Below are 25,802 nucleotides of genomic sequence, written 5' to 3'. Positions count from 1 at the left end.
TAGGCAAAATGTTCAAGAAAATCCTGATCGCCAACCGTGGTGAAATCGCCTGCCGCGTCATCAAGACCGCGCGGCGCATGGGCATCGCGACCGTTGCCGTCTATTCGGACGCCGATGCGCGCGCGCCGTTCGTGCAGATGGCCGACGAGGCGGTGCATATCGGTGCCTCTCCCGCGTCGGAATCCTATCTGATCGCCGACAAGATCATCGCGGCGTGCAAGGCGACCGGCGCCGAGGCGGTGCATCCGGGCTATGGCTTCCTGTCTGAACGCACCAGCTTTGCCGAGGCGCTGGCAAAGGAAAATATCGCCTTCATCGGCCCGCCGGTGAACGCGATCGCCGCGATGGGCGACAAGATCGAGTCGAAGAAGCTCGCGAAGGAAGCCGGCGTCAACGTCGTCCCCGGCTTCGTCGGCGAGATCCGCGACACCGAGCATGCCGTCGAGATTTCGAACGAGATCGGCTATCCGGTGATGATGAAGGCGTCCGCCGGCGGCGGCGGCAAGGGCATGCGCCTCGCCTATGACGAAAAGGACGTCCGCGAGGGTTTCGAGGCGACGAAGCGCGAGGGGCTCAACAGCTTCGGCGACGACCGCGTTTTCATCGAGAAGTTCATCCTCAACCCGCGCCACATCGAGATCCAGATCCTCGGCGACCAGCATGGCAACACGCTGTACCTCAACGAGCGCGAGTGCAGCATCCAGCGCCGCCACCAGAAGGTGGTCGAGGAAGCGCCGTCGCCCTTCGTGTCGCCCGCGATGCGCAAAGCGATGGGCGAGCAGTGTGTCGCGCTGTCGAAGGCGGTCGGCTATTACAGCGCGGGCACGGTCGAGCTGATCGTGTCGGGCGCCGACCCGACGGGCGAGAGCTTCTACTTCCTCGAAATGAACACCCGCCTGCAGGTCGAGCATCCGGTCACCGAGGCGATTACCGGTATCGATCTCGTCGAGCAGATGATCCGCGTCGCGGCGGGCGAGAAGCTCGAGATGACGCAGGACGATGTGAAGATCGACGGCTGGGCGATCGAGAACCGCGTCTATGCCGAAGATCCCTATCGCGGCTTCCTGCCCTCGACGGGGCGGCTTGTGCGCTATCGCACCCCCGTTCCGGCGTGGGAAGGCGACGAGCGCGGCGTCGATGGTGTGCGCGTCGACGCGGGGGTCGAGGAGGGCGGCGAGGTGTCGATCTTCTACGACCCGATGATCGCCAAGCTGGTGACGTGGGGCGAGACGCGCGATGCCGCCGCCGACCTGCAGATCGCGGCGCTCGACCGCTTCGAGCTTGAAGGGCTCGGTCACAATATCGATTTCGTCTCGGCGATCATGCAGCATCCGCGGTTCCGCTCGGGTGAGCTGACGACGGGCTTCATCGCCGAGGAATATCCCGAGGGCTTTCACGGCGCGCCGACCGACGCGAAGATTTCGCGCGCGCTTGCCGCGATCGCGGGCTTCATGGCGAGCGCCGAAGCCGACCGCGCCCGCCGCACCGACGGCCAGCTCGGCGACCGGCTCGAACCGCCGGCGAAGTGGCAGGTGTCGATCGACGGCGCCGCGCACAAGGTCAAGATCGGCGAGAAGCATATCAAGGTCGAGGGCGACAGGATCGACATCGCGCTTGAATATACGCCGGGCGACCGGCTCGTGGTGGCCGAGATCGACGAGACCGAACTCGCGGTGAAGGTCGCGAAGACGCGCACCGGGTGGAAGATGACCACGCGCGGCCACATCCATGACGTGCGCGTGCTGCCCTGGCATGTCGCGCCGCTCGCTGGACATATGATCGAGAAGATCCCGCCTGACCTGTCGAAATTCCTCATCTGCCCGATGCCGGGGCTGCTCGTGGCGCTGCATGTCGGCGCAGGCGACAAGGTCGAGGCCGGGCAGCCGCTCGCGACGGTCGAGGCGATGAAGATGGAAAACATCCTCCGCGCCGAAAAATCGGGCGTCGTAAAGACCGTCAATGCGGCGCAGGGCGATAGCTTGGCCGTTGACGCGGTGATCCTGGAGATGGAGTGACGCCTTGCACGTCCATCATGATCAGGATGCCGGCGCGGCCGAAGCGATCACTTTTGACGACTTCCTGAAGGTCGACATCCGCATCGGCACGATCGTCGAGGCCGAGCCTTTTCCCGAGGCGCGCAAGCCCGCGTTCAAGCTGAAGATCGATTTCGGCCCGGCAATCGGGGTGAAGAAGAGCAGCGCCCAGATCGTCGACCGTTATGCACTGGGCGACCTGCCGGGCCGTCAGGTCGCCGCGGTCGTCAACTTTCGGCCGCGCCAGATCGGTAAATTCATGTCCGAAGTTTTGACGTTGGGGTTCGCTGACGAAGAGGGCGCGGTGATCCTGTTCGCGCCCGACCGCACCGTCCCGAACGGCTCGCGGCTCTTCTGACCCTTTCGCCTGCGCGCGTTGCCGGTTAGGCTGCACGCGGGAAGAGGGAGAGTGATGATGACATTACCGGTTACCGCATTCGTCGCGGCTGTCTGCGCGCTGCTGCTGCTCGTCACCGCGATCGATACCGTGCGCCAGCGCCTGCGGCTGAAAGCTGCGTTCGGCGACCATGGCGACGCCAAGCTGATCAGCGCGAGCCGCGCGCACGGCAACCTTGCCGAATATGCGCCGATCACGATCATCCTGCTCGGGCTGCTCGAAACGGTGCGCGCCAATCATATGGCGCTGATGATCCTCGGCGCGATCTTCCTGATCGGCCGCGTCGGCCATATCATCGGCCTTTATACGCCGTCGGAGCCGGGCAAGGCCCCGCTCGGGCGCCAGGTCGGGGTGGTCGCGACCTTCGGCGTTCTGGCGGCGCTGAGCCTGTGGACGCTCTGGGTGCTGGGGACGCAGAACCTCTAGTCGATCAGCGCCACCGCGCGGATCCATCCCGCGCTGGCGCGCTCGATCTTCACCGGGAAGCAGCTCAGCGTCCAGCCGGTCGCGGGCAGGGCAGCTAGGTTGGTCAGCTTCTCGATCTGGTAATAGGGCTTGATGCGGCCCGCCTTATGGCCTTCCCAGATGATCGAAGGGTCGCGCGTTTCGGCCCAGCGCCTTGCGGTGTGACTGAACGGCGCGTCCCAGCTCCACGCGTCGGTGCCGACGACTTTCACGCCGCGTTCGGTCAGGTACAGCGTCGCCTCGGCGCCCATGCCGCAGCCCTGGTCGGTGAAATTGTCGGTGCCATAGATCGCGCCCGACTGGACGAGCACGATATCGAGTGGTTGAAGCGTATGCCCGATCCGTGCCAGCTCGGCCTCGACTTCGCCGCCGCTGACGACATGCCCCGCAGGCCGATCCGAAAAGTCGAGCTTTACGCCCGGACGAAAGAACAGGTCGAGCGGCGCCTCGTCGATGCTCGGCGCCGCGCTCGCGCCTTCATCGGTGGTCGAATGGAAATGCCAGGGCGCGTCCATATGCGTGCCGTTGTGGGTGCTCAAAGTGAGGCTCTCGACCGCCCAGCCTTCGCCGTCGGGCAGGTCGTCCTTCGTCAGGCCGGGAAAGAACATCGCGATCTGCTCCCACGTATTCTCGTGGGTCATATAGGTGATCTGCGGACGCATCACCGGCGGGTCGGAGACGACATCGTTGGTGATCGGGATCGAAAGGTCGATGAACTGGGTCATAACCCCAGTCTGCCACCGCTTTGACGTTACGCCAAGAAGGCTTGCACGGCACCGGACGCCCGTTAGAGATGGCGCAAGGCCCGGAACCGGGGCAGGGGAGAGTATATGACCGACGCAGCCGCCGTCGCCGATCATGGCGCGACCTATCAGCCGACCGCGAAGGACATCCGGATGGTCATCGCCGCCTCGTCGGCGGGGACGATCTTCGAATGGTATGATTTCTTCATCTACGGCACGCTGGCTGCGATCATCGGCAAGGCCTTCTTTCCCAGCGACAACGCGACGCTCGAGGTGCTGCTCGTTTGGGCCGGCTTTGCGGTCGGCTTCGGATTCCGGCCCTTGGGCGCGGTCTTGTTCGGCTTTCTCGGCGACCGGCTCGGTCGCAAATATACCTTCCTCGTCACGGTGACCCTGATGGGCATCGCGACCGCAGGCGTCGGCATGATCCCGTCCGCGGCAACGATCGGTATTGCGGCGCCGATCATCGTCATCCTGCTTCGCGTGCTGCAGGGACTGGCGCTCGGCGGCGAATATGGCGGCGCGGCAGTCTATGTCGCCGAACATTCGCCACCGGAAAAAAGAGGCTTCTACACCAGCTTTATTCAGGCGAGCGTCGTTGGGGGCTTCGTGCTCAGCCTGATCGTGGTTCTCGGCTGCAAGGCGTTGATGTCCGACGCGGTCTGGCAAAGCTGGGGCTGGCGCGTGCCGTTTTTGCTGTCGCTGCTGTTGCTCGCGATCTCGCTGTGGATGCGGCTCAAGCTTTCCGAAAGCCCGGTGTTTCAGGCGATGAAGGCCGAGGGCGAGATCGCGAAGAACCCGATCAAGGAGAGCTTCACCTATCCCGGAAATCCGAAACGCATCTTCGTCGCGCTGTTCGGGATCGCCGCCGGCCTGACGGTGATCTGGTACACCGCGATGTTCTCGGGCCGCAGCTTCCTGCAAGGGCCGATGAAGATGAACGATACGGCCGCCGATATCATCGTCGGGATTGCCGCGGCGCTCGGCATGGGGTTCTTCCTGTGGGCCGGGCACATTTCCGACAAGATCGGGCGCAAGAAACCCATCGTCTGGGGTTATGCGGCGACGCTTGTGCTGTTGTTCCCGCTCTTCTGGTGGATGGGCAGCGTGGCCAATCCCGACCTCAAGGCTGCAGCGGCCAAGGCGCCTGTGGTCGTCACCGGAAGCCAATGTTCGTACAACCCGTTCGCGCAAGGCCCGCAGGCGACGGCATGTGGTCGTACTATCGCCGAACTGACGAAGCTTGGCGTACCCTATAAGGTTGTCGCCTCGGGCAGCGGTCTCGACGCGGTAAAGGTCAATATCGGCGACCGCGAGGTTGCAGGTGAGGATCCGGCGGTGCTGAAACCCGCGCTCGAGGCCAAGGGCTATGATTTCGAAAAGCAGATCCCCGGCCCTGCAGGCCTTGCGGTAATCCTGTTGGCACTACTCGGCCTCAGCGCGCTGTCGGGCTTCACTTATGGTCCGGTTGCGGCGCTCCTGTCCGAAATGTTCCCGCCGCACGTCCGCTATTCGTCGCTGTCGATCCCCTATCATATCGGGACCGGCTATTTCGGCGGCTTCCTGCCGTTCATCGCCAGCCTGATCGCGGCGGTGACCGGCAATGCCTATGCCGGACTCTGGTACACGTGGGGTGTCGTGCTGGTGGCGTTCCTCGTTTCAGCTTTCATGCTGCAGGAACCCGCGAAGGATCAATGGGACAAGCCGACGCCGACCTGACGCCCATTGGCGCTGCGCCCAAAGCCGTCTAGGGCCGGGGCATGATCGACATCGCATCGCCCCTCCGTCTCCGCATCGATTCCGCCGCGCTCGTTTCCAACTGGCGCTGGCTCGCGACGCAAAGCGGCGCGGCATGCGGCGCGGCGATCAAGGCCGATGGTTACGGCCTCGGTGCGCGCGGCGTGATGAAGCATCTTGCCGCCGCCGGATGCGGCGACTTCTTCGTTGCGACATGGGCCGAGGCGGCGGCGCTGATGCCGCTCGCCGGCGATGTGTCGCTCTCGGTCCTCCACGGCGTCGGTGCGAGCGACATGGTCGCCGCGCGCACGCTGCCGGCGCGCCCCGTCCTCAACAGCCTCGATCAGGTCGCGCGCTGGCGTGAAAGCGGCGAGGGGCGGCCGTGCGACGTCATGGTCGATACCGGCATGAACCGGCTCGGCCTCCGTCCGGAAGAGGCGCTTGGCGGTGCGCTCGAAGGCCTCAAGATCGAAACCTTGCTCAGCCACCTCGCTTCGGCCGATGAGGATAGCGAGCAGAATGATCGTCAACTGGCGGCGTTCCGCGCGCTGCGGGAGCGGATCCCGGCGCGGCGCTACAGCCTCGCCAACAGCGCCGGCATCTGTCTCGGCTCCGACTACGGCTTCGACCTGACGCGCCCCGGGCTCGCGCTCTATGGCGGAGTTCCGCGCCGCGAAGCCGACGGCGCCATACGGCAGGTGGCCTTTCCCGAGGCCCGGGTGCTGCAATTGCGCGACGTTCCGGCAGGCGAGACGGTCGGCTATGGAGCGACATGGACGGCGGCGCGCGCCAGCCGGATCGCGATTGCGAACATGGGCTATGCCGACGGCTATCTTCGTTGCCATTCCGGGTCGGGCGGGGCGCGCTGGCAGGCGCGGACGCTGCCTCTGGCCGGACGCGTGTCGATGGATCTGGTCGCCTTTGATGCCGGCGAGGCCGACGGGCTGGGCGAAGGTGACTGGATTGCCCTCGATTACGACCTGCCGGAAGTCGCCGCACGAAGCGGCCTCTCGCAATATGAGCTGCTCACCGGCCTTGGGGGCCGCTTCGACCGTTACTGGATCTAGGCGGGATAAGCGCCCCACGGATCGAAATCATGCGCGCGTATCCAGCGCGTACACACCCATTTTTCGCCGCTCGTCACCGGCAGGCCGGCGTGCCGGCTGCGTTCGTCGACGCGGCGGTCGTCGATGGTGTTGGCAAACAGCACGGCATCGCCGATCTCGCCCCGGAACGCGATGCTGGCGGCGGGAAACTCCGTCGCGCCGCCCGCATAGCCGTCGTTGAGGTAGGCGATCAGCGTCGAGGTGCGCTGGTTCGCTTCTCCCGGCAGGCAATCGTGGTGGAGCCGATACTGCTGCCCGGGCGCGTAACGCAGCACCGACAGCGGCTCGCCCTGCCGGACGCGCGTTCCGCTGGCCGCGGCAATGCGAAGATTGAGGGCGTGGACGACAAGGTCTTGCTGGATCGGCCCCAGAACGGTGCCTTCCGAGGTGCGGATCGGGTTCGGCGCCTCGCGGCCCGTGCGGGAGTCGACAACGATCGAGGGCTGGAGGCGCGGACGTGACAGTTCGATCACATGCGCGCACTCGGCTGGCGTGAACAAGGCCCGGACCACCCCGACGCGGGGCGAGGCGGATTGCACCTCGATTGCGGGGACGCCGGCGGGGCTTCCATCGGTATCGAGCGTCATGGCAGCTATCAGCTCGCGCTGATGGCGAGCCACCGGATCTTTCTGCGCGGCTGCATCGAGCAGCGCGACCGCCTGCCGCCAGTCGGCTGGGCCGCCTGCGCCCATCGCCACGAACACGGCATGGGTCAGTGCCCCGCCGCGATGGCCGGCTGCACCCGCCCTTTCGAACAGCGCACGGGCGACCGCGAAATTGCGCGGCACAGGATTCCCGTAAACATGCCAGAGGGCGAGTTCGTGAAGCGCGTCGGGATCGCCGCGCTGCGCCGCGCCGGAAAGCAGCTGCGCCGCGCGGTCGATTTCGCCCGCCTGCAACAGGCGCTGCGCCTGACGGGAGACGGGATCAGCGGCGATCATGCTGGTTTCCTACCGGAGTGTGCCGGGCAAAAAAAGGGGGACGGAAGCGATGCTCCCGTCCCCCGATTTTGCCTTGCGGCAAGGCTGCTTAGAAGCGGGCCTTGAAGCCGGCGTACAGCGTGCGACCACGAACGTCGTAGATCGCGCTGCCCGCGCCGGTTGCCGTCGAGCCGAGCGGCGGCTTGCGGTTGAACACATTGTCCATACCGAGCGTCAGCTGATAGTCGCTGCCGATGCCACCGAGGTCGCGCAGGTTCCACTGCAGACGGATGTCGTGGTAGAACACGCTCGAATAGGCCTGAACGTCGGCATAGTCCGAGTTCAGCGGCGGACAGCCATTCGCCGTGCAGGCGCCCGGAACTTCGTTGAAGTCTTCGTAGAAGTTCACCGACATCGGGCTGATGTAGTGCAGACGGTAACCGAAGGTCACGTCGCCGACTTCCAGATCGACGTCCCAACGGAATTCGTTCTTCGGATCGCCGAGCTCGCTCAGGATACGGTTTTCGAACGTCGGGATCGCCGGGTTCTCGAAGTTGCTCGACTTGAGGCCGTGCACATAGATCACCTGGGTGTCGAGCTTGACCTTGTCGGTCAGCGCCGTGCGGTAGTTGAAGTTCACGTCGATACCGCGACGGACGCGACGTGCGAAGTTGACCGGAGCCGAGACCAGCGAGTTCTCGAGGATCTGACCCGGCTGGTAGCCACCCGGGCTGGTGCCCGGACCACGCCAGCGGGTGAACACCGCGCAGAGCGGGTTGTTCAGCGTCGGCTGGTCGTAGCAGCTGTTCGCGATCGTCTGGGCCGTCAGCGAAACGATCACGCCATCAACCTTGATGTCGTAATAGTCGACGCTGAGCGACAGGCCCGGGATGAAGCGCGGCTGCAGGACGCCGCCGATGGTCAGCGACTTCGAGACTTCCGGCTTCAGGTTCGGGTTCGAACCGCTGATGATCGGCAGCGAGTAGGCAACGTTCGGAAGACCGGCGAGCAGCGTCGCACCGAGGTCGGCCAGACAGTTGGCCGCACGGTTGGCGTTGTTCGCGATCTGGCCCGAGGCGCACGGATCGAGGAAGTTCGGCGCGAAGTTCGGAACCGCCGGGAAGCCGGTTTCCGAAACGTTCGGCGCGCGGACCGACTTGCCGTAGTTGATACGGAAGCGGATGTCCTCGACCGGGGCATATTCGCCGCCGACGTTGTACGTCCACACCGTGCCGACCGAGCCCTTGTAATCCGAAACGCGGCCAGCGCCCGAAACCGTCAGTTCATGCGCGAACGGCATGTTGGCGAGCAGCGGGATGCGAAGTTCGCCATAGGCTTCCTTCACTTCGAAGGCCGGCGGATCGAAGATGCCGACGTTGACGGCGTTGGTCGCGCCGCTGACGATGAACGGGTCGTTGACATAGTTCGCGACTTCGCGGCGATACTCGCCACCGATCGCGAAGCTGATCGGACCGCCCGGCAGTTCGAAGAGCTGGCTCAGGTCGCCGCCGACGAAGCCCAGGATGTCGAGCTGCGACAGGCTGGCCTTGTTGACTGCGTTGTACGTGAAGTAGCGAGCAGCAGCCGAATTGTCGGTGCCACCGAACGGGTTGTACGGAACGCAAGCCGCGATGTCGCTGGCCAGACGCGACGCACCACCGGCAGCGTTGAACGCCACGGCCGAGGCCGGGTCGAACTGCGAGCGGCACTGGATCGCGCCAGTGACCGGGTTGCGACCGGCGTCGAGCGACAGCAGGAAGCGCTGGCGATCGAGGTAGCCGTAGGTGGTGGTCGTTTCCTTGAACTTGCCGTAGTTGACCGACAGTTCGTAGTTCCAGTCTTCGTTGAACTGGCCGCGGAGGCCGGCAACGATGCGATAGGTGTCGCGCTGGAATTCTTCGTCGCGGATGCCCGAGTCGGCCAGGTGACGCGCGTCGATGATGCGGTACGAACCGTCATTGATCATCGCGATGTCGGTGGCGTTCAGCGGGCCGCCGATGCCCTGCGGGGTGTCGGCGCGGGTCGAACGGGTGAACGAGCTCGAGATGCCGGTCACGTTACAGGCCTGCGACAGGCTGGGGTTACAACCCGAAGCGAGGATCGCATTGGCGATCGTCGTGCGGTCGGCGGGGTTCAGGAACGGGTTGTCCAGACGGACGCGTTCACGGAAGTCGAACTGGCCGAAGGTGCCCTGGATGAACGACGGACCGGCGTTCGAACCGAGCGTGTTGATGCGGTTCCACTTGGCTTCGATGAACGGTTCAAACGCATCGCTCACGGTGTAGTGGGCGAGGAGGTTGAAGTTGTAGCGTTCCTGGAACGGCATGACCGACAGCAGCTGGTCTTCGCGGCCCGTCTGGCCGTTGCCGCCGCGGATGCCGCCGATGATGCCCTGACCATAGCGGGTGCCGGTCTGGGGCGTCAGGCGGCCTTCGGGCGTGAAGACATAGGTGCAGTTGTACGGCGTGCCGACCGACGAGCCTGAACCCTGGCCGGGAGCGCCGTTGGTCGAGCCGATACCGACGCCGCAGCCCGGGGCGGTGCCCGACTGCGTGATCGGGATCAGGCCATAGCGGTTGATGCTGGCGCTGCGGATGTCGCGGATGAAGGCGCGATCCGGGAAGCCGTCCGAACCGTTCGGCAGACCGGCGGTGTCGACGTCGATGACGCCGAGGCCGTCCTGCTGGCGGAGCCACGGAATATCCGAAGCGAAGATACGCTCCTGATGGGCATATTCACCGTGCAGGGTGACGTTGCCGCGGCCTTCGGCGAAGTTCTTGCCGAACATGGCCGAAACATACTGGTTGCCACCGAAACCACGGTCCGAGGTCGCTGCCTGGCCGCGGATCTGCAGGCCGTCGAATTCGCGGCGCAGCACGAAGTTGACGACGCCGGCGATCGCGTCCGAACCGTAAACGGCCGAGTTGCCGCCGGTCACGATGTCGACGCGTTCGATCAGATCGTTCGGGATGGTGTTGATGTCGGGCGACACCGCATTGTTCAGGATGTCGGCCGCGACGTGGCGGCGGCCGTTGACCAGAACGAGCGTGCGCGAGGTGCCGAGGCCGCGAAGATCGAGCAGGTTGAGGCCGGCGATGCCGACGCCGAGGCCCGGGTTCTGCTGCGCGAAGGTGCTGCGGAGCTGCGGCAGGTCGTTGAGCGCGTCACCGATGTTGGTGTCGCCCTGCTGGAAGAACTGGTCGCCGCTGATCGAGGTGACCGGAACGGCCGATTCGAGGTTCGGACGACGGATGCGCGAACCGGTGACGACGATCGTCCCTTCCGACGCTGCTTCGGCGGTATCCTCGTCGCCGGCAACCGTGTCGGTTTGCGCCAGCGCCGGCATGGCGCTGAACAAAGCAAGAGTCAGGGCAGAGCCCCGAACTAGCAGGCTAGTCTTCTTCATGATGATTTCCCCGTTTACCGCTCGCAAGAAATTGACGAACGGATTGGGCCTTAGAAAGACGGAAAATTCTGGCGACACAAGCCCCAGATGGCGAATTTTTTACAAGCGTGGGTCAAGCATGTGGCGCTGTGGCTTTTTCGCAACAGCCCGCCGGAGGGCCAAGTCTCCTGGGCGTCGAATGATGATTGCTCGCTTGGGACATGATTGGATTCGATGTCGGAGCCGAGGCATGGAATCATGCTTCAATTTGGTTTCCATTGTAACGAAGTTGCGCTCGTGCCCTGTCATCGGTGTCAGTCGAAGTGTGGCGAAACGGCGCATAAGGGGTGCGGCCAGCGTCGGGGCACATCCGTTGCCTGGCAGGCCGGAAAGCTTTGTTCGCGCCGCAACAGGCGGTCGCTAGGCCGAATCGGTGCGAGCGCAATATTGCATGCGGAGCGCATGTTGCGATGCATCATAATTTGGTGCTAATGCATCGGGCTCGCGCAACAGAGTGGTCGTGGCGGGGTCGCCTTTGCCATGGGATAGAGGAGCTCGGGTCAGCATGGCCAAGTCGAAGACGGCAGCGGACGGCGATGTCGTCACCATCAAGAAATACGCCAATCGTCGGCTCTATGATACCGAACGGAGCTGCTACATCACGCTCGACGACCTGGGCGCGATGGTCCGCGACGGTCGCGACTTCCGTGTTGTCGATGCCAAGAGCGGCGAGGACATCACGCACAATGTGCTGACGCAGATCATCATGGATACCGAAACGCGCGGCGAAACGCTGTTGCCGGTTAATTTCCTGCGCCAGCTGATCGGCCTCTACGGCGACAAGATGCAGTCGGCCGTGCCGCAATATCTGGAAGCGTCGATGGCGACCTTCCGCAAGAACCAGCAGGACATCCGCACCGCCCTGGAAGGCGCGCTGGGATCGAACCCGCTTGCCGAACTGACGCGTCGCAATCTGGAAATGTTCCAGCAGGCGACGAGTGCCTTCATGCCAGGCGCGGCGGGAAGCAAGTCGAAGGATGCCGAAATCGCGGCACTCAAGGCCGAGATTGCCGATCTGAAGGCCGAGCTCGCCGCCAGGAAATAACCGGAGCGCTCTCCCGCTCCCAGAACAGAAAACAGGACAGATGATCAAGCATGCGCTCAGCGTAACCCGTCAGGCCGACTTTGCGGCCTGGTATCAGGACGTCATTGCCGAGGCCGACCTTGCCGAGGAATCGGGCGTGCGCGGCTGCATGGTGATCAAGCCGTGGGGCTATGGCATCTGGGAGCGCATCCAGAAGGTGATGGACGCCGCGATCAAGGATGCCGGCGTCCAGAATGCCTATTTCCCGCTCTTCATTCCCCTGAGCTTCTTCGAGAAGGAAGCCGATCACGTCGACGGCTTCGCGAAGGAAATGGCAGTCGTCACGCACCACCGGCTGATCCAGGACGGCAAGGGCAAGCTGATCCCCGATCCCGAAGCAAAGCTCGAGGAGCCGCTGATCGTCCGCCCGACGTCGGAGACGGTGATCGGTTCGGCGATGAGCCGCTGGGTGCAGAGCTGGCGCGACCTGCCGCTGATGGTCAACCAGTGGGCCAACGTCGTGCGCTGGGAAATGCGCACGCGCATGTTCCTGCGCACCAGCGAATTCCTGTGGCAGGAAGGCCATACCGCGCACGCCGACCGCGACGACGCGATGAAGGAAACGCTGCGCGCGCTCGAAATGTACCGCAGTTTCGCCGAAGACGTCCTCGCGATGCCGGTGATCGCCGGCGAGAAGCCCGAGAACGAGCGCTTCCCCGGCGCGGTGGCGACCTATTCGATCGAAGCGATGATGCAGGACGGCAAGGCACTGCAGGCTGGCACCTCGCATTATCTGGGCACCGGTTTCGCGGAGGCCGCGGGCATCCGCTATCAGGACAGGGAAGGCGGCCACAGCCTCTGTCACACGACGAGTTGGGGCACATCGACGCGCATGATCGGCGGCGTCATCATGACGCATGGCGACGACGATGGCCTCCGCTGCCCGCCGCGCATCGCGCCGCACCAGATCGTCATCGTCCCGATGCTGCGCGACAATGATGAAGACGCAGCGATCCTCGACTATTGCCGCGATCTCGAAACGAAGCTGAAGGCGCTCGACGCCTTCCGCGAACCCGTGCGCGTGCTGCTCGACGCGAGCGCGAACAAGGCGCAGACCAAGCGTTGGGGCTGGGTCAAGAAGGGTGCGCCGATCATCGTCGAGATCGGTCCGCGCGATGTCGCCGGCGGCAATGTGGCGGTGATCCGCCGCGATCGACTGTATCAGGAGAGCGGCAAGCTCGACACGGCGTTCGTCGCGAAGGACGAGTTCGTCGCAAGTGCCGTTGCGACGCTGACGGACATCCAGGCGAACCTCCACGCCGAGGCGAAGGAGCGGCTGCATTCGAATATCCGCCGCGACGTCACCGACCTGAAGGCGCACTTCGCAGGCGACGACAAGTTCGTCGGCTGGGTCGAGGTGCAATGGTCGCGTCCGACCGGCGCGGCGCTGGAGAAGATCGTCGAGCAGCTGAAGGCGCTCAAGCTGACGATGCGCAACACGCCGCTCGATGCGGCGCCGACAGACGGGGCCTGCTTCTTCACCGGCGAGCCGGCGGTCGAACGCGTGCTCATCGGACGGACCTATTAATTGGCCAAAGGACCGAAACGGCCGAAACCCGCCGGGCTTCCGACGAGCGAGCAGATCCTGCGCTTCATCCAGGACAGCCCCGGCGCGGTTGGCAAGCGTGAGATCGCCAAGCATTTCGGCCTGCATGGCGCGGACAAGATCGCGCTGAAGGCGCAGCTCAAGGATATGACCGACGAGGGGCTCGTCGACATGGCGCCGGGCCGGGCCTTCCACAAACATGGCGGGCTGCCGAAGGTCACCGTGCTGCGCGTTGCGGCGGTCGAGGGCGATGCCGTCTGGGCGGTGCCCGATCGCTGGGAGGGCAGCGGCCCCGCACCGCGCCTTCGCGTCATGGAAAAGGGTCGCAAGGGTGCGCTGGGCATCGGTGATCGTATCCTTTCGCGGACCGAGGAGCGCGGCAGCGGGCATGTCGCGCATCCGATGAAGAAGCTTCAGGCGGGCGGCGAGGCGATCATCGGGGTGCTCGTCTCGGACACCGGTCCGGGGGGCAAGCCGGTCATTTGGCTCCGTCCGGCCGACAAGCGCGCGCGCTTCGATTTCGCCGTCTCGGATATGGGCGATGCGCAGATCGGCGATCTGGTCCGCGCCGAATTGTCGGGCCGCGGTCCCGCGACCAAGGCGCGCGTGATCGATGTGATCGGCGATCCCTTTGCGCCGCGCTCGCTCAGCATGATCGCGATCGCGCGGCACGAAATCCCGCACGTCTTCAATGAAGAGACGCTGGAAGAAGCCGAGCGCGCGGCGAGGTTGCCGCTCACGCCCGACGGGCGCGAGGATCTGCGCGACCTGCCGATCGTCGCGATCGACCCGATCGACGCGCGCGATCACGACGACGCGGTCTGGGCGATCCCCGACGAGGACGAGACGAACAAGGGCGGGTGGAAGGCGATCGTCGCGATTGCCGATGTGAGCTATTATGTCCGCGCCGACGGTGCGCTCGACCGCGAGGCGCGGCGACGCGGCAACAGCGTCTATTTCCCCGATCAGGTCGTGCCGATGCTGCCCGAGACCTTGTCGGCGGGCGTCTGCTCGCTGAAGGCGGGGGAGGATCGCGCCGCGATGGCGTGCCACCTGACGATCGACAAGCACGGCAAGGTGACGTCATGGCGTTTCACGCGGGCTCTGGTGCGGCTTCGCGCGAACATCGCCTATGAGCGGGCGCAGGCCGCTTATGATGCCGATCAGCCCGACGAGGGCTGGGATGCCGACGTGCTGCCGACGCTCAAAAATCTCTGGGGCTGCTGGGCCCTGCTCGCCAAGGCGCGCGCCGCGCGCGCGCCGCTCGACCTCGATCTGCCCGAGCGGCAGGTGCGGCTCGACGAGATGGGCAATATCGCCGAGATTCGCGTGCGTGAGCGGCTCGATTCGATGCGGCTGATCGAGGATTATATGATCGCGGCGAACGTCGCGGCGGCGAAGGCGCTCGAGGCCAAGAAATCGCCGGTCATGTATCGTATTCATGAACCGCCGAGCCGCGAGAAGCTCGTCAGCCTGAAAGACTATCTCGAAACCTTCGAGCAGAGCTTCGCGCTGGGGCAGGTGATCACACCCGCCGTCTTCAACCGGCTGATCGACGGCTTCTCGGGCGATGACCGCCTGCCGCAACTGATGGAAGCGATCCTGCGCAGCCAGACGCAGGCTTACTACGGCCCCGCCAATTCGGGCCACTTCGGCCTCGCGCTCGGTTCTTACGCGCATTTCACCTCGCCGATCCGACGCTACGCCGACCTGATCGTCCACCGCGCGCTCGTCGACAGCTATCGCCTCGAGGTCCCCGGCAAGCCCAAGGGCCTGCCCGAACGGACGGGGCTGGGCGAGGCCGACCGCAAGGGGCTGTCGCGCATCGGTGAGGCGATCAGCGCGCTCGAACGCCGTGCGATGGAGGCAGAGCGCGAGACGATCGACCGTTATGTCGCGGCCTATCTGGCGACGAAGACCGGCGAGATCGTGCCCGCGCGGATCACCGGGGTGCAGCCGTTCGGTTTCTTTGCGACCGTCGACGGGCTCGGCGGCGATGGACTGGTGCCGGTATCGGCGCTCGGCAGCGAGCGTTTCTTCTACGACGAGGCGGCGCGGACGCTCGACAGCGAGCATGGCCGGGTGAGCTATTCGATCGGCCAGCGGCTGGAGCTGCGTCTGATGGAAGCCAATCCGATCAGCGGCGCGCTGCGCTTCGAGCTTCCCGACGCGCCTGAGGGCGGGTTCCGCAACCGCCCGCCGCGCCGCGACGGGGTGAAGGGCAAGGGAGCCAGGAAAGACGGGGCCGGCAAGCATATGGTGGGCAAGCGCGGTCGGCCGTCGAACATCCGCCATCAGGGGCGAAAGCGCTAAGCCTTCGCCAGCTTCTGCAACAGCGCCGCGCTCTCCGCATCCGCCGGAAAGAAGGCTTCGATCGCCAGCTCCGACAGCGTGATGTCGACCGGCGTTCCGAAGATCGTCACCGTCGAGACGAAGCTGATCCGCCCCGCGATCGTATCGAGCACCAGCGGGACCGCAATGCTGCTGACTGTCCCGATATCATTGTCGTTCGCCTCGACCGCATAGCCGACAATCTCCTCACGGAGCGCGGTAAGCTGCGCATCGGCGCTCGCCTCGATCTGCAAGTCGAGCCGGTGCAGGATATGCGTACGCCACATGCCGTAATTCACGATCTGCGGCGCCAGCCCGTCGGGATGCAGCGCAATGCGCAGCACATTGACGGGCGGCGCCAGCAGCGCGGGCGAGACCTGCTCGATCAGGATCGCGATCGCGTCGTTCGCCGCGACCATGTTCCAGTGCCGGTCGACCGCGAGCGCCGGATAGGGTTCGTGACCCTTCAGCACATGCTCGACGATGGCTCTCATGCTTGCCATTTCGGGGCTGTCGAGCGGGCGCTCCTGAAAATCGGGGGCGTAGCCCGCCGCGAGCAGCAGCGCATTGCGTGCGCGGTGCGGCACCTCGAGGCAGTCGGCGATCCGCTGCAGCATCGCCGCGCTCGGCTTCGACCGCCCGGTCTCGATAAAGCTCAGGTGCCGCGTCGACATTTCGGTGTCGAGCGCGAGGTCCATCTGGCTCATCCGGCGGCGCGTGCGCCATTCGCGAAGCTGTTCGCCGAGGGGTGCGACTTGCATGACCATCTCCTTCGCTCATCGGGCTAGCCGAGGCCTTTTCCGATTTCCATTACCTCCCGCGTAATCGACGCCATTCAATCCGGGGTTCAATTGAGAGGGGTCGAAAGGAGAACCATCATGTCGATCCTCAATCTCAAGAATGTCCTCGTCGCCGATGCCATCACCTGCACCGGCGTTCTCGCGCTGGGCCTCTTCGCGCTCGAACCGGTCGCGACCCTGCTCGGTCTGCCGGTCGCTATCGTATCGATCGGCGCATGGATTTGCCTGGCCGCGGCGCTGCCGATGTTCCTCGCCGCGGCGCAGAAAGTGCCGAACGCCGGGCTGGTCAAGCTGATCGCGGTCGGCAATGTCGGCTGGGTCGCGGCCAGTTTTGCTGTCGTCGCAACCTTCGCGGGCCAGATGACCGGTCTCGGTATTGTCATCGTGATTGCACAGGCGTTCGCCGTGCTCGGCTTCGCCATCCTCGAATGGAAGGGCGCTACGCCACGCCTTGTCGCGGCCTGACGCTTATCAGCTCAGGGCATCAAGCCGGGCGATATCGATGCCGCCTGGAACCAGCATCACCGGGCAGGGGAGGGTTCCCGCATCCTGTCCGGTGAAGTGCGTCACCAGCGGCCCCGGCGCGCCGCTCGCCGCGGTCGCCAGCACCAGCGCGGCGACCTCGTCATTCTCGCCGATCGCATCGCGGACGACCTCCACCGGCTTGCCCGAGCGGATCATCGTCTGCGCAATGATATTGCCTTCCTGCATCACCGCGTCGGATGCCGCCGCGACGAGCTGTTCGGCATGTTCGCGCGCTTCGGCCTCGATCGTCGCCTGGACGCCGCCGAACGCGACGAAATCCTGCGGCGGAATGATCGCGAGCACGGCCACGCCGCCGCCCGTCCGTGCCGCGCGACGCGCCGCGAAGCGCAACGCAAGGCTTGCCTCGGGACTGTCGTCGATCACCACCAGATATGTCCGCATCGCCCGACCCCTCGCTATGCTTTTTGTGAGGCGAGAGTGCGTCACATTCGTATGAAAGGCAAGTTGCCCCGCTGGACCTTGACCCGAGCAAGTCTTATGGCGAGGAACAATCCGTAGCGGCAGGCGATGCCTGCAAGACTCGCGCCTATAAAGATCGAGGGAAAACAGCGACGATGCCGATCGAACTCAAAATGCCCGCCCTTTCGCCGACGATGGAGGAAGGGACGCTCGCCAAATGGCTGGTGAAAGAGGGGGACGCGGTCAAATCGGGCGACCTGCTCGCCGAGATCGAGACCGACAAGGCGACGATGGAATTCGAGGCGATCGACGAGGGGGTGGTCAGCCAGATTCTGGTCCCCGAAGGCACCGACAATGTGAAGGTCGGCACCGTCATTGCGGTGATCGCGGGCGAGGGTGAGGATGCGAGCGCCAAGGCTGCTCCCGCGCCGGCACCTGCTGCGGCGCCAGCCGCCGCTCCGGCTCCTGCCGTAAAGGCCGAAGCCGCGCCTGCTCCGGTGGCTACACCGGCTCCCGTAGCCGCGGCTCCTGCGCCGGCTGCTTCGGGCGATCGCATCAAGGCCAGCCCGCTTGCCAAGCGCCTCGCTGCCGAAAAGGGCATCGACCTTTCGACGATCAAGGGCACCGGCCCCGGCGGCCGTATCGTCAAGGACGACCTCGAAGGCGCGCCTGCCGGCACCTCCGCTCCGGTCGCAGGCGCCGCGCCTGCAGCCGCGGCGCCCGTCACAGCTCCTGCGGCCGCCCCGGCGCCCGCCGCTGCCGGCCCGATCCCCGATTTCGGCATTCCGCACGAGGACGAAAAGCTCAGCGGCATGCGCAAGACGATCGCGCGCCGCCTGACCCAGTCGATGCAGGAATCGCCGCACATCTATCTGACCGTCGACATCCGCCTCGACGCGCTGCTGAAGCTCCGCGGCGAGCTCAACGCCAGCCTCGAAGGCCGCGGCGTCAAGCTCAGCGTCAACGACATGCTGATCAAGGCGCTCGCGGTGGCGCTCGAACGCGTGCCGTCGTGCAACGTCAGCTTCGGCGGCGACGTGATGCGCAAGTACAGCCGCGCCGACATCTCGGTCGCGGTCAGCATCCCCGGCGGCCTGATCACCCCGATCATCACCGATGCGGGCGGCAAGTCGATGTCGAAAATCTCGACCGAAATGGCCGAGCTCGCGGCGAAGGCGAAGGAAGGCAAGCTCCAGCCCAATGAATATCAGGGCGGCACCGCCTCGATCTCGAACATGGGCATGATGGGGATCAAGCAGTTCACCGCGGTGATCAACCCGCCGCAGGGCATGATCATGGCGATCGGCGCGGGCGAGAAGCGCCCCTACGTGGTCGACGACGCGCTCGCGATCGCGACCGTCATGTCGGCGACCGGCAGCTTCGACCACCGCGCGATCGACGGCGCCGACGGCGCGCTGCTCATGAAGACCTTCAAGGAGCTGGTGGAGAACCCGCTGGGGCTGGTCGCGTAACATGCCTGAGCCCGGAGCGGTTTTGCAGGGATCAGCCGTTCGGAGATTTTTCTCAAACGGCTGGGACTTGTTCAGGTTCACGATCCCGGTCCTGATTGTCGCCGCTCTTCATTTTTGCATGTTCGTAAACAACGAGGTTCTGAGGGGCCAAACGGGCTGGATCATCATTCTTTTTCCGATGATATTGTCGGCATTTATATTGATTTTCGTTCCTCAGATTGTCGGGATTTTTCCGCTTCTCGCAGCTCGAAGCTTCGCTCCCTGGCTTTTGGGATTTTGTATTTTTACTGCCGTCAACATTGGGTGGTGGGCATTTCTGAGCGAGGCATATGTCGATTCTGGATCTAGGATATGGATCGGCGAAGCTGGGACTTACCCGCGAAGCCTGTCCCTGTGTTTTGCGATAGGCATGTTCGCCTCTTCGCAGATAGGCGCGATGATCCTCTCGCAACGAGCCTATAAGCGGCGGCGCTTAAGCAATTGATTTTTCGAGAATGATAGAAGGGCACTACCTTGGCTGACAACTACGACCTCATCGTCCTCGGCTCGGGCCCCGGCGGATATGTCGCGGCGATCCGCGCGGCGCAGCTCGGGCTGAAGACCGCGATCGTCGAGCGCGAGAATCTGGGTGGTATCTGCCTCAACTGGGGCTGCATTCCGACCAAGGCGCTGCTGCGGTCGGCCGAAATCTACCATTATATGCAGCATGCCGGCGATTATGGCCTGATCGCACAGCAGATCAGCGCCGATATCGACGCGGTGGTAAAGCGCAGCCGCGGCGTCGCGAAACAGCTCAGCCAGGGCGTCGCCTTCCTGATGAAGAAGCACAAGATCACCGTCCATATGGGCGAGGGCAAGCTGACTGCGCCGGGCAAGCTCGAGGTAAAGGGCGAGAAGGGCACCGAAACCCTGACCGCGAAGAATATCATCGTCGCGACCGGCGCGCGCGCGCGCGACCTGCCCTTCGCGCCCGCCGACGGCAAGCGCATCTGGACCTATCGCCACGCGCTCGTCCCGCCCGAAATGCCGAAGAAATTGCTCGTCATCGGCTCGGGCGCGATCGGGATTGAGTTCGCGAGCTTCTACAGCGACATGGGCGCCGAAGTGACCGTCGTCGAAATGCTCGACCGCCTCGTTCCCGTCGAGGATGCCGACGTGTCGGCCTTCCTTGAAAAGCAGCTCAAGAAGCAGGGTATGACGATCTACACCGGCGCCGGGGTCGAGGAGCTGAAGGCCACCGCGACCGGCGTCTCGGCGAAGATCAAGGGCAAGGACGGCAAAGTCGAAAGCGCCGAGTTCAGCCACGCGATCGTCGCGATCGGTATCGTCCCGAACACCGAGAATATCGGCCTCGAAGCGCTCGGCGTGAAAACGACCAAGGGCCATATCGACACCGACGCGATGTGCCGCACCAACGTCCCCGGCCTGTGGGCGATCGGCGACGTCACCGCGCCGCCATGGCTCGCGCACAAGGCGATGCATGAGTCGGTGATTTCGGTCGAGGCGATCGCGGGCAATCATCCGCACGCGATGGACCCGCGCAATATCCCGGGCTGCACCTATTGCCGCCCGCAGATCGCCAGCGTCGGCCTGACCGAAGCGAAGGCCAAGGAACTCGGCTATGAGGTCAAGGCCGGGACCTTCCCCTTCATCGGCAACGGCAAGGCGATCGCGCTGGGCGAATCCGAGGGTTTCACCAAGACCGTGTTCGACGCGAAGACCGGCGAACTGCTCGGCGCGCACATGATCGGCGCGGAGGTCACCGAACTGATCCAGGGCTATACGATCGGCAAGACCGCCGAGCTGGTCGAGGATGATTTCATCGGCACCGTCTTCCCGCACCCGACGCTCAGCGAAACGATGCACGAGGGCGTGCTCGCGGCATTCGGACGGCCGCTGCACATCTGACGATGGAGCGCCGTTTGCTCGTCGGCGCCGCGGGGCTGGTCCTCGCGGTCGTCCTGCTCGGTCTCGTCGTCAGTGCCGGCTGGACGGTGCGCGCCGATCTGTACGTCTCGCACGCGCTGTCGCTGAAGGTCGGACAGAGCAGTCCGCAACTTATCTCCTTCATGCAATGGGCAAGCTGGATCGGCGGCGGCACGCCGCGCTGGATCATCTGTATCCTGCTTGCGGCGCTCGTCTGGCGCTGGTGCGGGCCGCGCTGCGCCATGGCGCTGGCAGGCGCGGCGTTGCTGTCGAACCTCGCCTCGAACGCGCTCAAATTCGCGTTCGACCGGGCGCGGCCCGACATCATCGAGCATCTCGACCATGTGAACAGTGCCTCCTATCCCAGCGGCCATGCGACGAGCGCCGCGGTGGTCTATCTGCTGCTCGCCTGGCTCGCGCCGCCGCGCTGGCGGCCGCTGGCCTGGACGCTTGCGGTGGCAATGATCATCCTCAACGGCTTTTCGCGCATCATGCTCGGTGTGCACTGGGCGAGCGATATCGTCGGCGGGACGATGCTCGGCGCGGCCTTTGCGTTGCTCGGCGTCTGGTGGGCGTCGCGTCCGGCGATAAGAAAGTCCTAAACCCTCTGCGCTAGGAAACCCCGAGCGAAGCAGGGGTTTTGCGATGCGACTTTCGATCGGCGGCGTGCTCGGGATCATCGGCGGGCTTATCCCGCTCGTCTATATCGGCTGGCTGCTCCGCCATTTCATCGGCGTCGGCGGCGGATCGGCGGATGGCATCGCGATGATCGGGCTCGGTCCGACGGTGATGGGCCTGACCGTCGTCGGCATCCTTTTCGCGCTGCCGCTGATCATCAAGTTGCTGCGTGCCGTTTCGGGCACCGATCGTGTTCCCGGCGCACGCACCGAAGCGGCTGGCGAGCTGTCGGCCGAGACGCAGGGATTCGACGCCGACGCCGCGTTCGCCAACTATATGCGCAACCGCGATGCGGCACCCCCGCCGCCGATTGCTGTCGATGCGGAAAATCTGCAACCGGTCACGCCGCGTCAGGGCGGGTTCGGCCGCAAGGGCGTATGATCAGTCTCAGTCGAAGTTCTGGGTGCGCTTGCCCTTGATCTGACGTTCGATGTCCTTCGCGAGCAAGGCGTCAATCGGGTCGCCCGTCGCGATCAGGCGGTCGCGTTCGGCGAGCATCTTTTGTTTTCGAACCTCTTTGGGATCGTGCGCGACCGAGGAGTAGAAACGCACTGCGCGTACCCATGGCGCGTTCGCATCGGCGACATCTTCTTTCGTGCGAGCAAAAGGGTACGAAATCACTTGCGGCTTGCCGTCGTCTCCGCGCTTGAGGAAGAGCAGCAACAGCATCCCCTCATTAAAGACATAGCGATTGCACGCGCCGGAAAAGGCATCGGGATTTGCCTTGGCCAGTTCGTCGGGATCGCTTGGCGTTACCGGAATATTTGTTCCCCCCAAGCGGCCGTTCACCGCGATGGAGCCTTGCATCGTCAGAGGCCCGGGCAGGGTCGTCCCGTAAATCAGCGTTTCCGGAACGATCTCGAACGCTCCCATAAAATCATCTTCGTTTCCGGCTATCGCCTTGCCGACACGCGCGAGGACGATCGCTTCCGACGATGCTGCAAGTTCGAGCGCCGTGGGCACCTTGTAGCCCGGGATGACGGAGCAGGCCTGTGCGACAGGGGCGGTCAGCGCTGTGCCCAGTAACGCCCATGCCAATAGAGATTGCTTTACCATGGCGAGGAGTTTGCTGGCCATGATCGTCATTTGCAAGAGTAGAGGGCGCGGCTAGTGTCGCGGGCATGGCTCAAGGCACGCACGACTTCGTCCCCGATCCGCGCAACGACGCGATCCTGATCAATGTCAACGGCACGCTGGTTCCGCGCGCGCAGGCGATGGTATCGGTGTTCGACAGCGGTTTCATGCTCGGCGACGGGGTGTGGGAAGGCATCCGCGTCCACAAGGGACGCATGGCGTTCCTCGACCAGCATCTCGACCGGTTGTGGGAGGGTGCGAAGGCGATCGCGATGGACCTCGGCATCTCGCGCGCCGGGCTCGAACAGCGGCTCTACGATACGATCGACGCGAACGGCATGGACGGCTGCCATATCCGGCTGATGGTGACGCGCGGCATTCGCTCCACCCCCTATCAGGACCCGCGCGTCGTCATCTCGCCCGCGACGATCGTCATCATCGCCGAGCATAAGGACCCGCTGCCCGCGACGATCGAGACCGGGTTGTCGCTCTTCACCGTCCACGTCCGCCGCGGCGATCCCGCGGTGCAGGATCCGAAGCTCAATTCGCACTCGAAGCTCAACTGCATCACCGCCTGCATTCAGGCGGCGCAGGCCGGCGCCGACGAAGGGTTGATGCTCGACCCGCACGGCTTCGTTGCGACGTGCAATTCGACGCATTTCTTCATCGTCCGCAAGGGCGAGGTGTGGACCTCGACCGGCGACTACTGCCTCGGCGGGATCACGCGCGGCAACGTCATCCGCATCTGCCGTGAGAATGGCATTCCGGTGTATGAAAAGAACTTCTCGCTGACCGATGTCTATGGCGCCGACGAAGCCTTCGTGACCGGTACCTTCGCCGGCGTCGTCCCCGCGCACACGATCGACGGCCGCAAGCTGACCGAGGGCAGGGGAGCGATGGTCGAACGATTGCAGACGCTCTACAAGGCGCTGATCGAGAGCGATATTGCGGGGCGCTCGCGCCCGTGACCGATTGCATCCGCATCGCGATGTGGTCGGGACCGCGCAACCTGTCGACCGCGATGATGCGCAGCCTCGGCAGCCGCGCCGATACGCACGTCAGCGACGAGCCCTTCTATGGCGCCTATCTGAAGGAAACCGGCGATCCGCAGCCGATGATGGATCAGGTGATGGCGTCGATGGACTGCGACTGGCACGGCGTCGCGCGCAGCATGGCGGGGCCGAACCCGACGGGCACGCCGATCTGGTATCAGAAGCATATGGCGCATCATATGGTCGGCCCGATCGCGCATCACGACCTGCCGGGCCTGCGCCATGCCTTCCTGATCCGCGACCCCGCGCGCGTCGTCGCGAGCTATGCGGCGAAGCGCGTCGCGGTGCGTCCCGACCATCTCGGCACTGACAAGCAGGTCGAATTTTTCGACCGCGAAGCCGACCGGCTGGGCCACGCGCCGCCGGTGATCGACAGCGCCGACATACTGCGCGACCCGCCCGCCATGCTGCAGAAATTGTGCGCAGCGCTCGGCATCGACTGGGATCCGGCGATGCTCAAGTGGGAAGCCGGGATTCACGAGACCGACGGGGTGTGGGCATCGCACTGGTATGACGCCGTCGTATCGAGCACCGGCTTCGGGTCGCCCGACAAGCCTCAGCCCGAGCTGACGGCCGAGGGGCGGGCGGTCGCCCAGGCCTGCCGCCCGGGCTACGACTATCTGGCGCAGCATAAAATCGTGGCCGCCTGAAAATTCCGCTGTCCTAACAAGTCCCGATTTGCCATCCAGTTTTCGGGGCACCCTCAACAGGCGGATCAGATATGCAATCGCGAATGAAGTTCGGCAGTTTTCTGCGGGGAATCGCTTTGGGCTCGGCGGCGCTTTTTGCGGTGTCGGCACACGCGCAGGACGGTACGGGCCAGACGGTGATCACTGCCGCACGTTACATCGATGTGCTTACCGGCAAGACCGTCGACTATCCCGCGATCTTCGTCGGCGCCGATGGCCGCATCACCGGGATCGCCGACGCCCGCACGGTGCGTTGGGGCGCGAACGTCAAGCATATCGATCTTGGCGACAAGACGCTGCTGCCTGGCCTGATCGACATGCATGTCCACCTTGACGGTCCCGCCGATATCGGCGGCTACCGCGGGCTCGAATTCACCGACAGCTTCTGGGGCATGACCGCGGTCAAGAATGCGCGCGACATGCTCGACGCCGGCTTCACGACCGTGCGCAACGTCGGCTCGTCCGACCGCAACGACATCGGCCTCAAACAGGCGATCGAAGCCGGCTATGCTGTCGGCCCGCGCATCGTTCCTGCGGGCTACGCGCTCGGCGCGACCGGCGGACATTGCGACAGCACCTATCTTCCCCCCAGCCTCGAAAAGAAGGATGGCAAGGAAGAAGGCGTTGCCGACGGCCCAGAGGAGTTTCGCTATCAGGTTCGCCGCCAGCGCAAATATGGCGCCGAGGTGATCAAGGTCTGTGCGACCGGCGGCGTTTTCTCGCGCAACACCGAGCCCGGCCAGTTGCAGGTCTCCGAAGTCGAGCTGCGCGCGATCGCCGACGAGGCGCATCAATGGGGCCTCCGCGTTGCCGCGCACGCGCATGGCGCGGCGGGTATCCGCGCCGCGATCGCAGCCGGCATCGACACGATCGAGCATGTCAGCCTGCTCGACGACGAGGGTATCCGCATGGCGCTCGCGCGCAAGCAGCCGGTGTGGTTCTCGATGGACATCTACAACACCGAATATACGCAGGCCGAGGGCGCGAAGAATGGCGTGCTTGAGGATAACCTGCGCAAGGACCGCGAGATCGCACAGATCCAGCGCGAGAATTTCCGCAAGGCGCACAGGGCCGGCGTGCGGATGGTGTTCGGCTCCGACGCCGGCGTGATGCCGCACGGACAGGTCGGCAAGCAGTTCCGCGTGATGGTCGAATACGGGATGACGCCGATGCAGGCGATCCAGGCCGCGACGAGGAACGGCGCCGAGGCGCTGGGCCGCGAGAAGGATGTCGGGGCGATTGCAGTCGGACGCTATGCCGACATCATCGCGGTCGACGGCGATCCGCTCACCGACGTCCGCCAGCTCGAGGATGTCGACGCAGTGGTAAAGGGCGGGGTGCTGGTGAAGGGCGGATAAG

Annotated in this window: 22 protein-coding genes; 16 read left to right on the top strand and 6 right to left on the bottom strand. The window is 64.7% G+C overall.

The features are described 5' to 3' along the window. Positions 1 to 8 precede the first annotated feature (8 nt). Genes L7H23_RS02390 through L7H23_RS02380 form a run of 3 tightly spaced genes read left to right on the top strand, consistent with a single transcriptional unit; the run spans position 9 to position 2,856 of the window. The gene (locus L7H23_RS02390; RefSeq protein ID WP_237837766.1) at positions 9 to 2,015 is read left to right on the top strand and encodes an acetyl/propionyl/methylcrotonyl-CoA carboxylase subunit alpha; all 2,007 of its coding nucleotides are present in this window, start codon (positions 9 to 11) and stop codon (positions 2,013 to 2,015) included. A 4-nt stretch (positions 2,016 to 2,019) separates the two neighbouring features. Then, positions 2,020 to 2,391, top strand: a complete 372-nt coding sequence (locus L7H23_RS02385; RefSeq protein WP_237837765.1) for a tRNA-binding protein — start codon at positions 2,020 to 2,022, stop codon at positions 2,389 to 2,391. 54 nt (positions 2,392 to 2,445) lie between these two features. Then, positions 2,446 to 2,856: an MAPEG family protein gene (locus L7H23_RS02380; protein WP_237837764.1), complete on the top strand. Its 411-nt coding sequence runs from the start codon at positions 2,446 to 2,448 to the stop codon at positions 2,854 to 2,856. Here the strand turns inward: L7H23_RS02380 and L7H23_RS02375 are convergent. After that, positions 2,853 to 3,620, bottom strand: coding sequence for a cyclase family protein (locus tag L7H23_RS02375; protein ID WP_237837763.1), 768 nt, complete (start codon positions 3,618 to 3,620; stop codon positions 2,853 to 2,855). The genes L7H23_RS02380 and L7H23_RS02375 overlap by 4 nt on opposite strands. A gap of 105 nt (positions 3,621 to 3,725) precedes the next feature. Here L7H23_RS02375 and L7H23_RS02370 point away from each other — a divergent pair, with 105 nt between their 5' ends. Then, positions 3,726 to 5,357 carry an MFS transporter gene (locus L7H23_RS02370; RefSeq protein WP_237837762.1) on the top strand — a complete coding sequence of 544 codons (1,632 nt, stop codon included), beginning with the start codon at positions 3,726 to 3,728 and terminating at the stop codon, positions 5,355 to 5,357. Positions 5,358 to 5,398: 41 nt separating this feature from the next. After that, a complete protein-coding gene (gene alr, locus L7H23_RS02365) occupies positions 5,399 to 6,442 on the top strand; it encodes an alanine racemase (protein ID WP_237837761.1) in 1,044 nt (347 codons plus the stop codon). On the opposite strand, the gene L7H23_RS02360 is transcribed toward alr, so the two are convergent. Beyond that, positions 6,439 to 7,422 carry a 2OG-Fe(II) oxygenase gene (locus L7H23_RS02360; RefSeq protein ID WP_237837760.1) on the bottom strand — a complete coding sequence of 328 codons (984 nt, stop codon included), beginning with the start codon at positions 7,420 to 7,422 and terminating at the stop codon, positions 6,439 to 6,441. The two genes, alr and L7H23_RS02360, sit on opposite strands and share 4 nt — an antisense overlap. Positions 7,423 to 7,510: 88 nt before the next feature. Beyond that, positions 7,511 to 10,807 carry a TonB-dependent receptor gene (locus tag L7H23_RS02355; protein WP_237837759.1) on the bottom strand — a complete coding sequence of 1,099 codons (3,297 nt, stop codon included), beginning with the start codon at positions 10,805 to 10,807 and terminating at the stop codon, positions 7,511 to 7,513. A gap of 544 nt (positions 10,808 to 11,351) precedes the next feature. On the opposite strand from L7H23_RS02355, the gene phaR reads away from it, so the two are divergent. Genes phaR through L7H23_RS02340 form a run of 3 tightly spaced genes read left to right on the top strand, consistent with a single transcriptional unit; the run spans position 11,352 to position 15,789 of the window. Then, entirely contained in the window at positions 11,352 to 11,891 is a 540-nt protein-coding gene (phaR, locus tag L7H23_RS02350) for a polyhydroxyalkanoate synthesis repressor PhaR (protein ID WP_237837758.1), read from the top strand. Positions 11,892 to 11,931: 40 nt separating this feature from the next. After that, positions 11,932 to 13,458, top strand: coding sequence for a proline--tRNA ligase (gene proS, locus L7H23_RS02345; protein WP_237837757.1), 1,527 nt, complete (start codon positions 11,932 to 11,934; stop codon positions 13,456 to 13,458). Next, positions 13,459 to 15,789 (top strand): VacB/RNase II family 3'-5' exoribonuclease, encoded by a 2,331-nt coding sequence (locus L7H23_RS02340; protein ID WP_237837756.1) that lies wholly within the window; start codon positions 13,459 to 13,461, stop codon positions 15,787 to 15,789. On the opposite strand, the gene L7H23_RS02335 is transcribed toward L7H23_RS02340, so the two are convergent. Beyond that, a complete protein-coding gene (locus L7H23_RS02335; RefSeq protein WP_237837755.1) occupies positions 15,786 to 16,568 on the bottom strand; it encodes a helix-turn-helix transcriptional regulator in 783 nt (260 codons plus the stop codon). The genes L7H23_RS02340 and L7H23_RS02335 overlap by 4 nt on opposite strands. Positions 16,569 to 16,685: 117 nt before the next feature. On the opposite strand from L7H23_RS02335, the gene L7H23_RS02330 reads away from it, so the two are divergent. Continuing rightward, on the top strand, positions 16,686 to 17,072 hold the full coding sequence (locus L7H23_RS02330; protein ID WP_237837754.1) for a hypothetical protein: 387 nt from the start codon (positions 16,686 to 16,688) through the stop codon (positions 17,070 to 17,072). A 6-nt stretch (positions 17,073 to 17,078) separates the two neighbouring features. Here L7H23_RS02330 and L7H23_RS02325 read toward each other — a convergent pair whose 3' ends face one another. Further along, the gene (locus L7H23_RS02325; protein ID WP_237837753.1) at positions 17,079 to 17,534 is read right to left on the bottom strand and encodes a universal stress protein; all 456 of its coding nucleotides are present in this window, start codon (positions 17,532 to 17,534) and stop codon (positions 17,079 to 17,081) included. Positions 17,535 to 17,707: 173 nt separating this feature from the next. On the opposite strand from L7H23_RS02325, the gene L7H23_RS02320 reads away from it, so the two are divergent. The 4 genes from L7H23_RS02320 (at position 17,708) to L7H23_RS02305 (ending at position 22,009) form a co-directional block, all read left to right on the top strand. Then, entirely contained in the window at positions 17,708 to 19,024 is a 1,317-nt protein-coding gene (locus L7H23_RS02320) for a pyruvate dehydrogenase complex dihydrolipoamide acetyltransferase (protein ID WP_237837752.1), read from the top strand. A 513-nt stretch (positions 19,025 to 19,537) separates the two neighbouring features. Then, complete coding sequence (lpdA, locus tag L7H23_RS02315) at positions 19,538 to 20,932, top strand: dihydrolipoyl dehydrogenase (RefSeq protein ID WP_237837751.1); 1,395 nt, start codon at positions 19,538 to 19,540, stop codon at positions 20,930 to 20,932. A gap of 2 nt (positions 20,933 to 20,934) precedes the next feature. Continuing rightward, positions 20,935 to 21,552: a phosphatase PAP2 family protein gene (locus tag L7H23_RS02310; RefSeq protein ID WP_237837750.1), complete on the top strand. Its 618-nt coding sequence runs from the start codon at positions 20,935 to 20,937 to the stop codon at positions 21,550 to 21,552. A 43-nt stretch (positions 21,553 to 21,595) separates the two neighbouring features. Next, positions 21,596 to 22,009 carry a hypothetical protein gene (locus L7H23_RS02305; RefSeq protein WP_237837749.1) on the top strand — a complete coding sequence of 138 codons (414 nt, stop codon included), beginning with the start codon at positions 21,596 to 21,598 and terminating at the stop codon, positions 22,007 to 22,009. 6 nt (positions 22,010 to 22,015) lie between these two features. Here the strand turns inward: L7H23_RS02305 and L7H23_RS02300 are convergent, their stop codons facing one another. Then, positions 22,016 to 22,705 carry a hypothetical protein gene (locus tag L7H23_RS02300; RefSeq protein WP_237837748.1) on the bottom strand — a complete coding sequence of 230 codons (690 nt, stop codon included), beginning with the start codon at positions 22,703 to 22,705 and terminating at the stop codon, positions 22,016 to 22,018. 44 nt (positions 22,706 to 22,749) lie between these two features. On the opposite strand from L7H23_RS02300, the gene L7H23_RS02295 reads away from it, so the two are divergent. The 3 genes from L7H23_RS02295 (at position 22,750) to L7H23_RS02285 (ending at position 25,801) form a co-directional block, all read left to right on the top strand. Further along, positions 22,750 to 23,670 carry an aminotransferase class IV gene (locus L7H23_RS02295; RefSeq protein ID WP_237837747.1) on the top strand — a complete coding sequence of 307 codons (921 nt, stop codon included), beginning with the start codon at positions 22,750 to 22,752 and terminating at the stop codon, positions 23,668 to 23,670. Beyond that, positions 23,667 to 24,404 carry a sulfotransferase gene (locus L7H23_RS02290; RefSeq protein ID WP_237837746.1) on the top strand — a complete coding sequence of 246 codons (738 nt, stop codon included), beginning with the start codon at positions 23,667 to 23,669 and terminating at the stop codon, positions 24,402 to 24,404. The genes L7H23_RS02295 and L7H23_RS02290 overlap by 4 nt, the downstream gene beginning before the upstream one ends. 83 nt (positions 24,405 to 24,487) lie before the next feature. After that, the gene (locus tag L7H23_RS02285; protein WP_275671219.1) at positions 24,488 to 25,801 is read left to right on the top strand and encodes an amidohydrolase family protein; all 1,314 of its coding nucleotides are present in this window, start codon (positions 24,488 to 24,490) and stop codon (positions 25,799 to 25,801) included. The last annotated feature ends 1 nt before the right edge of the window (position 25,802 follow it).

The sequence above is a fragment of the Sphingopyxis sp. BSN-002 genome (assembly GCF_022024275.1).
Lineage (GTDB): Bacteria > Pseudomonadota > Alphaproteobacteria > Sphingomonadales > Sphingomonadaceae > Sphingopyxis.
This window is presented reverse-complemented; position numbering and strand designations above follow the sequence as displayed.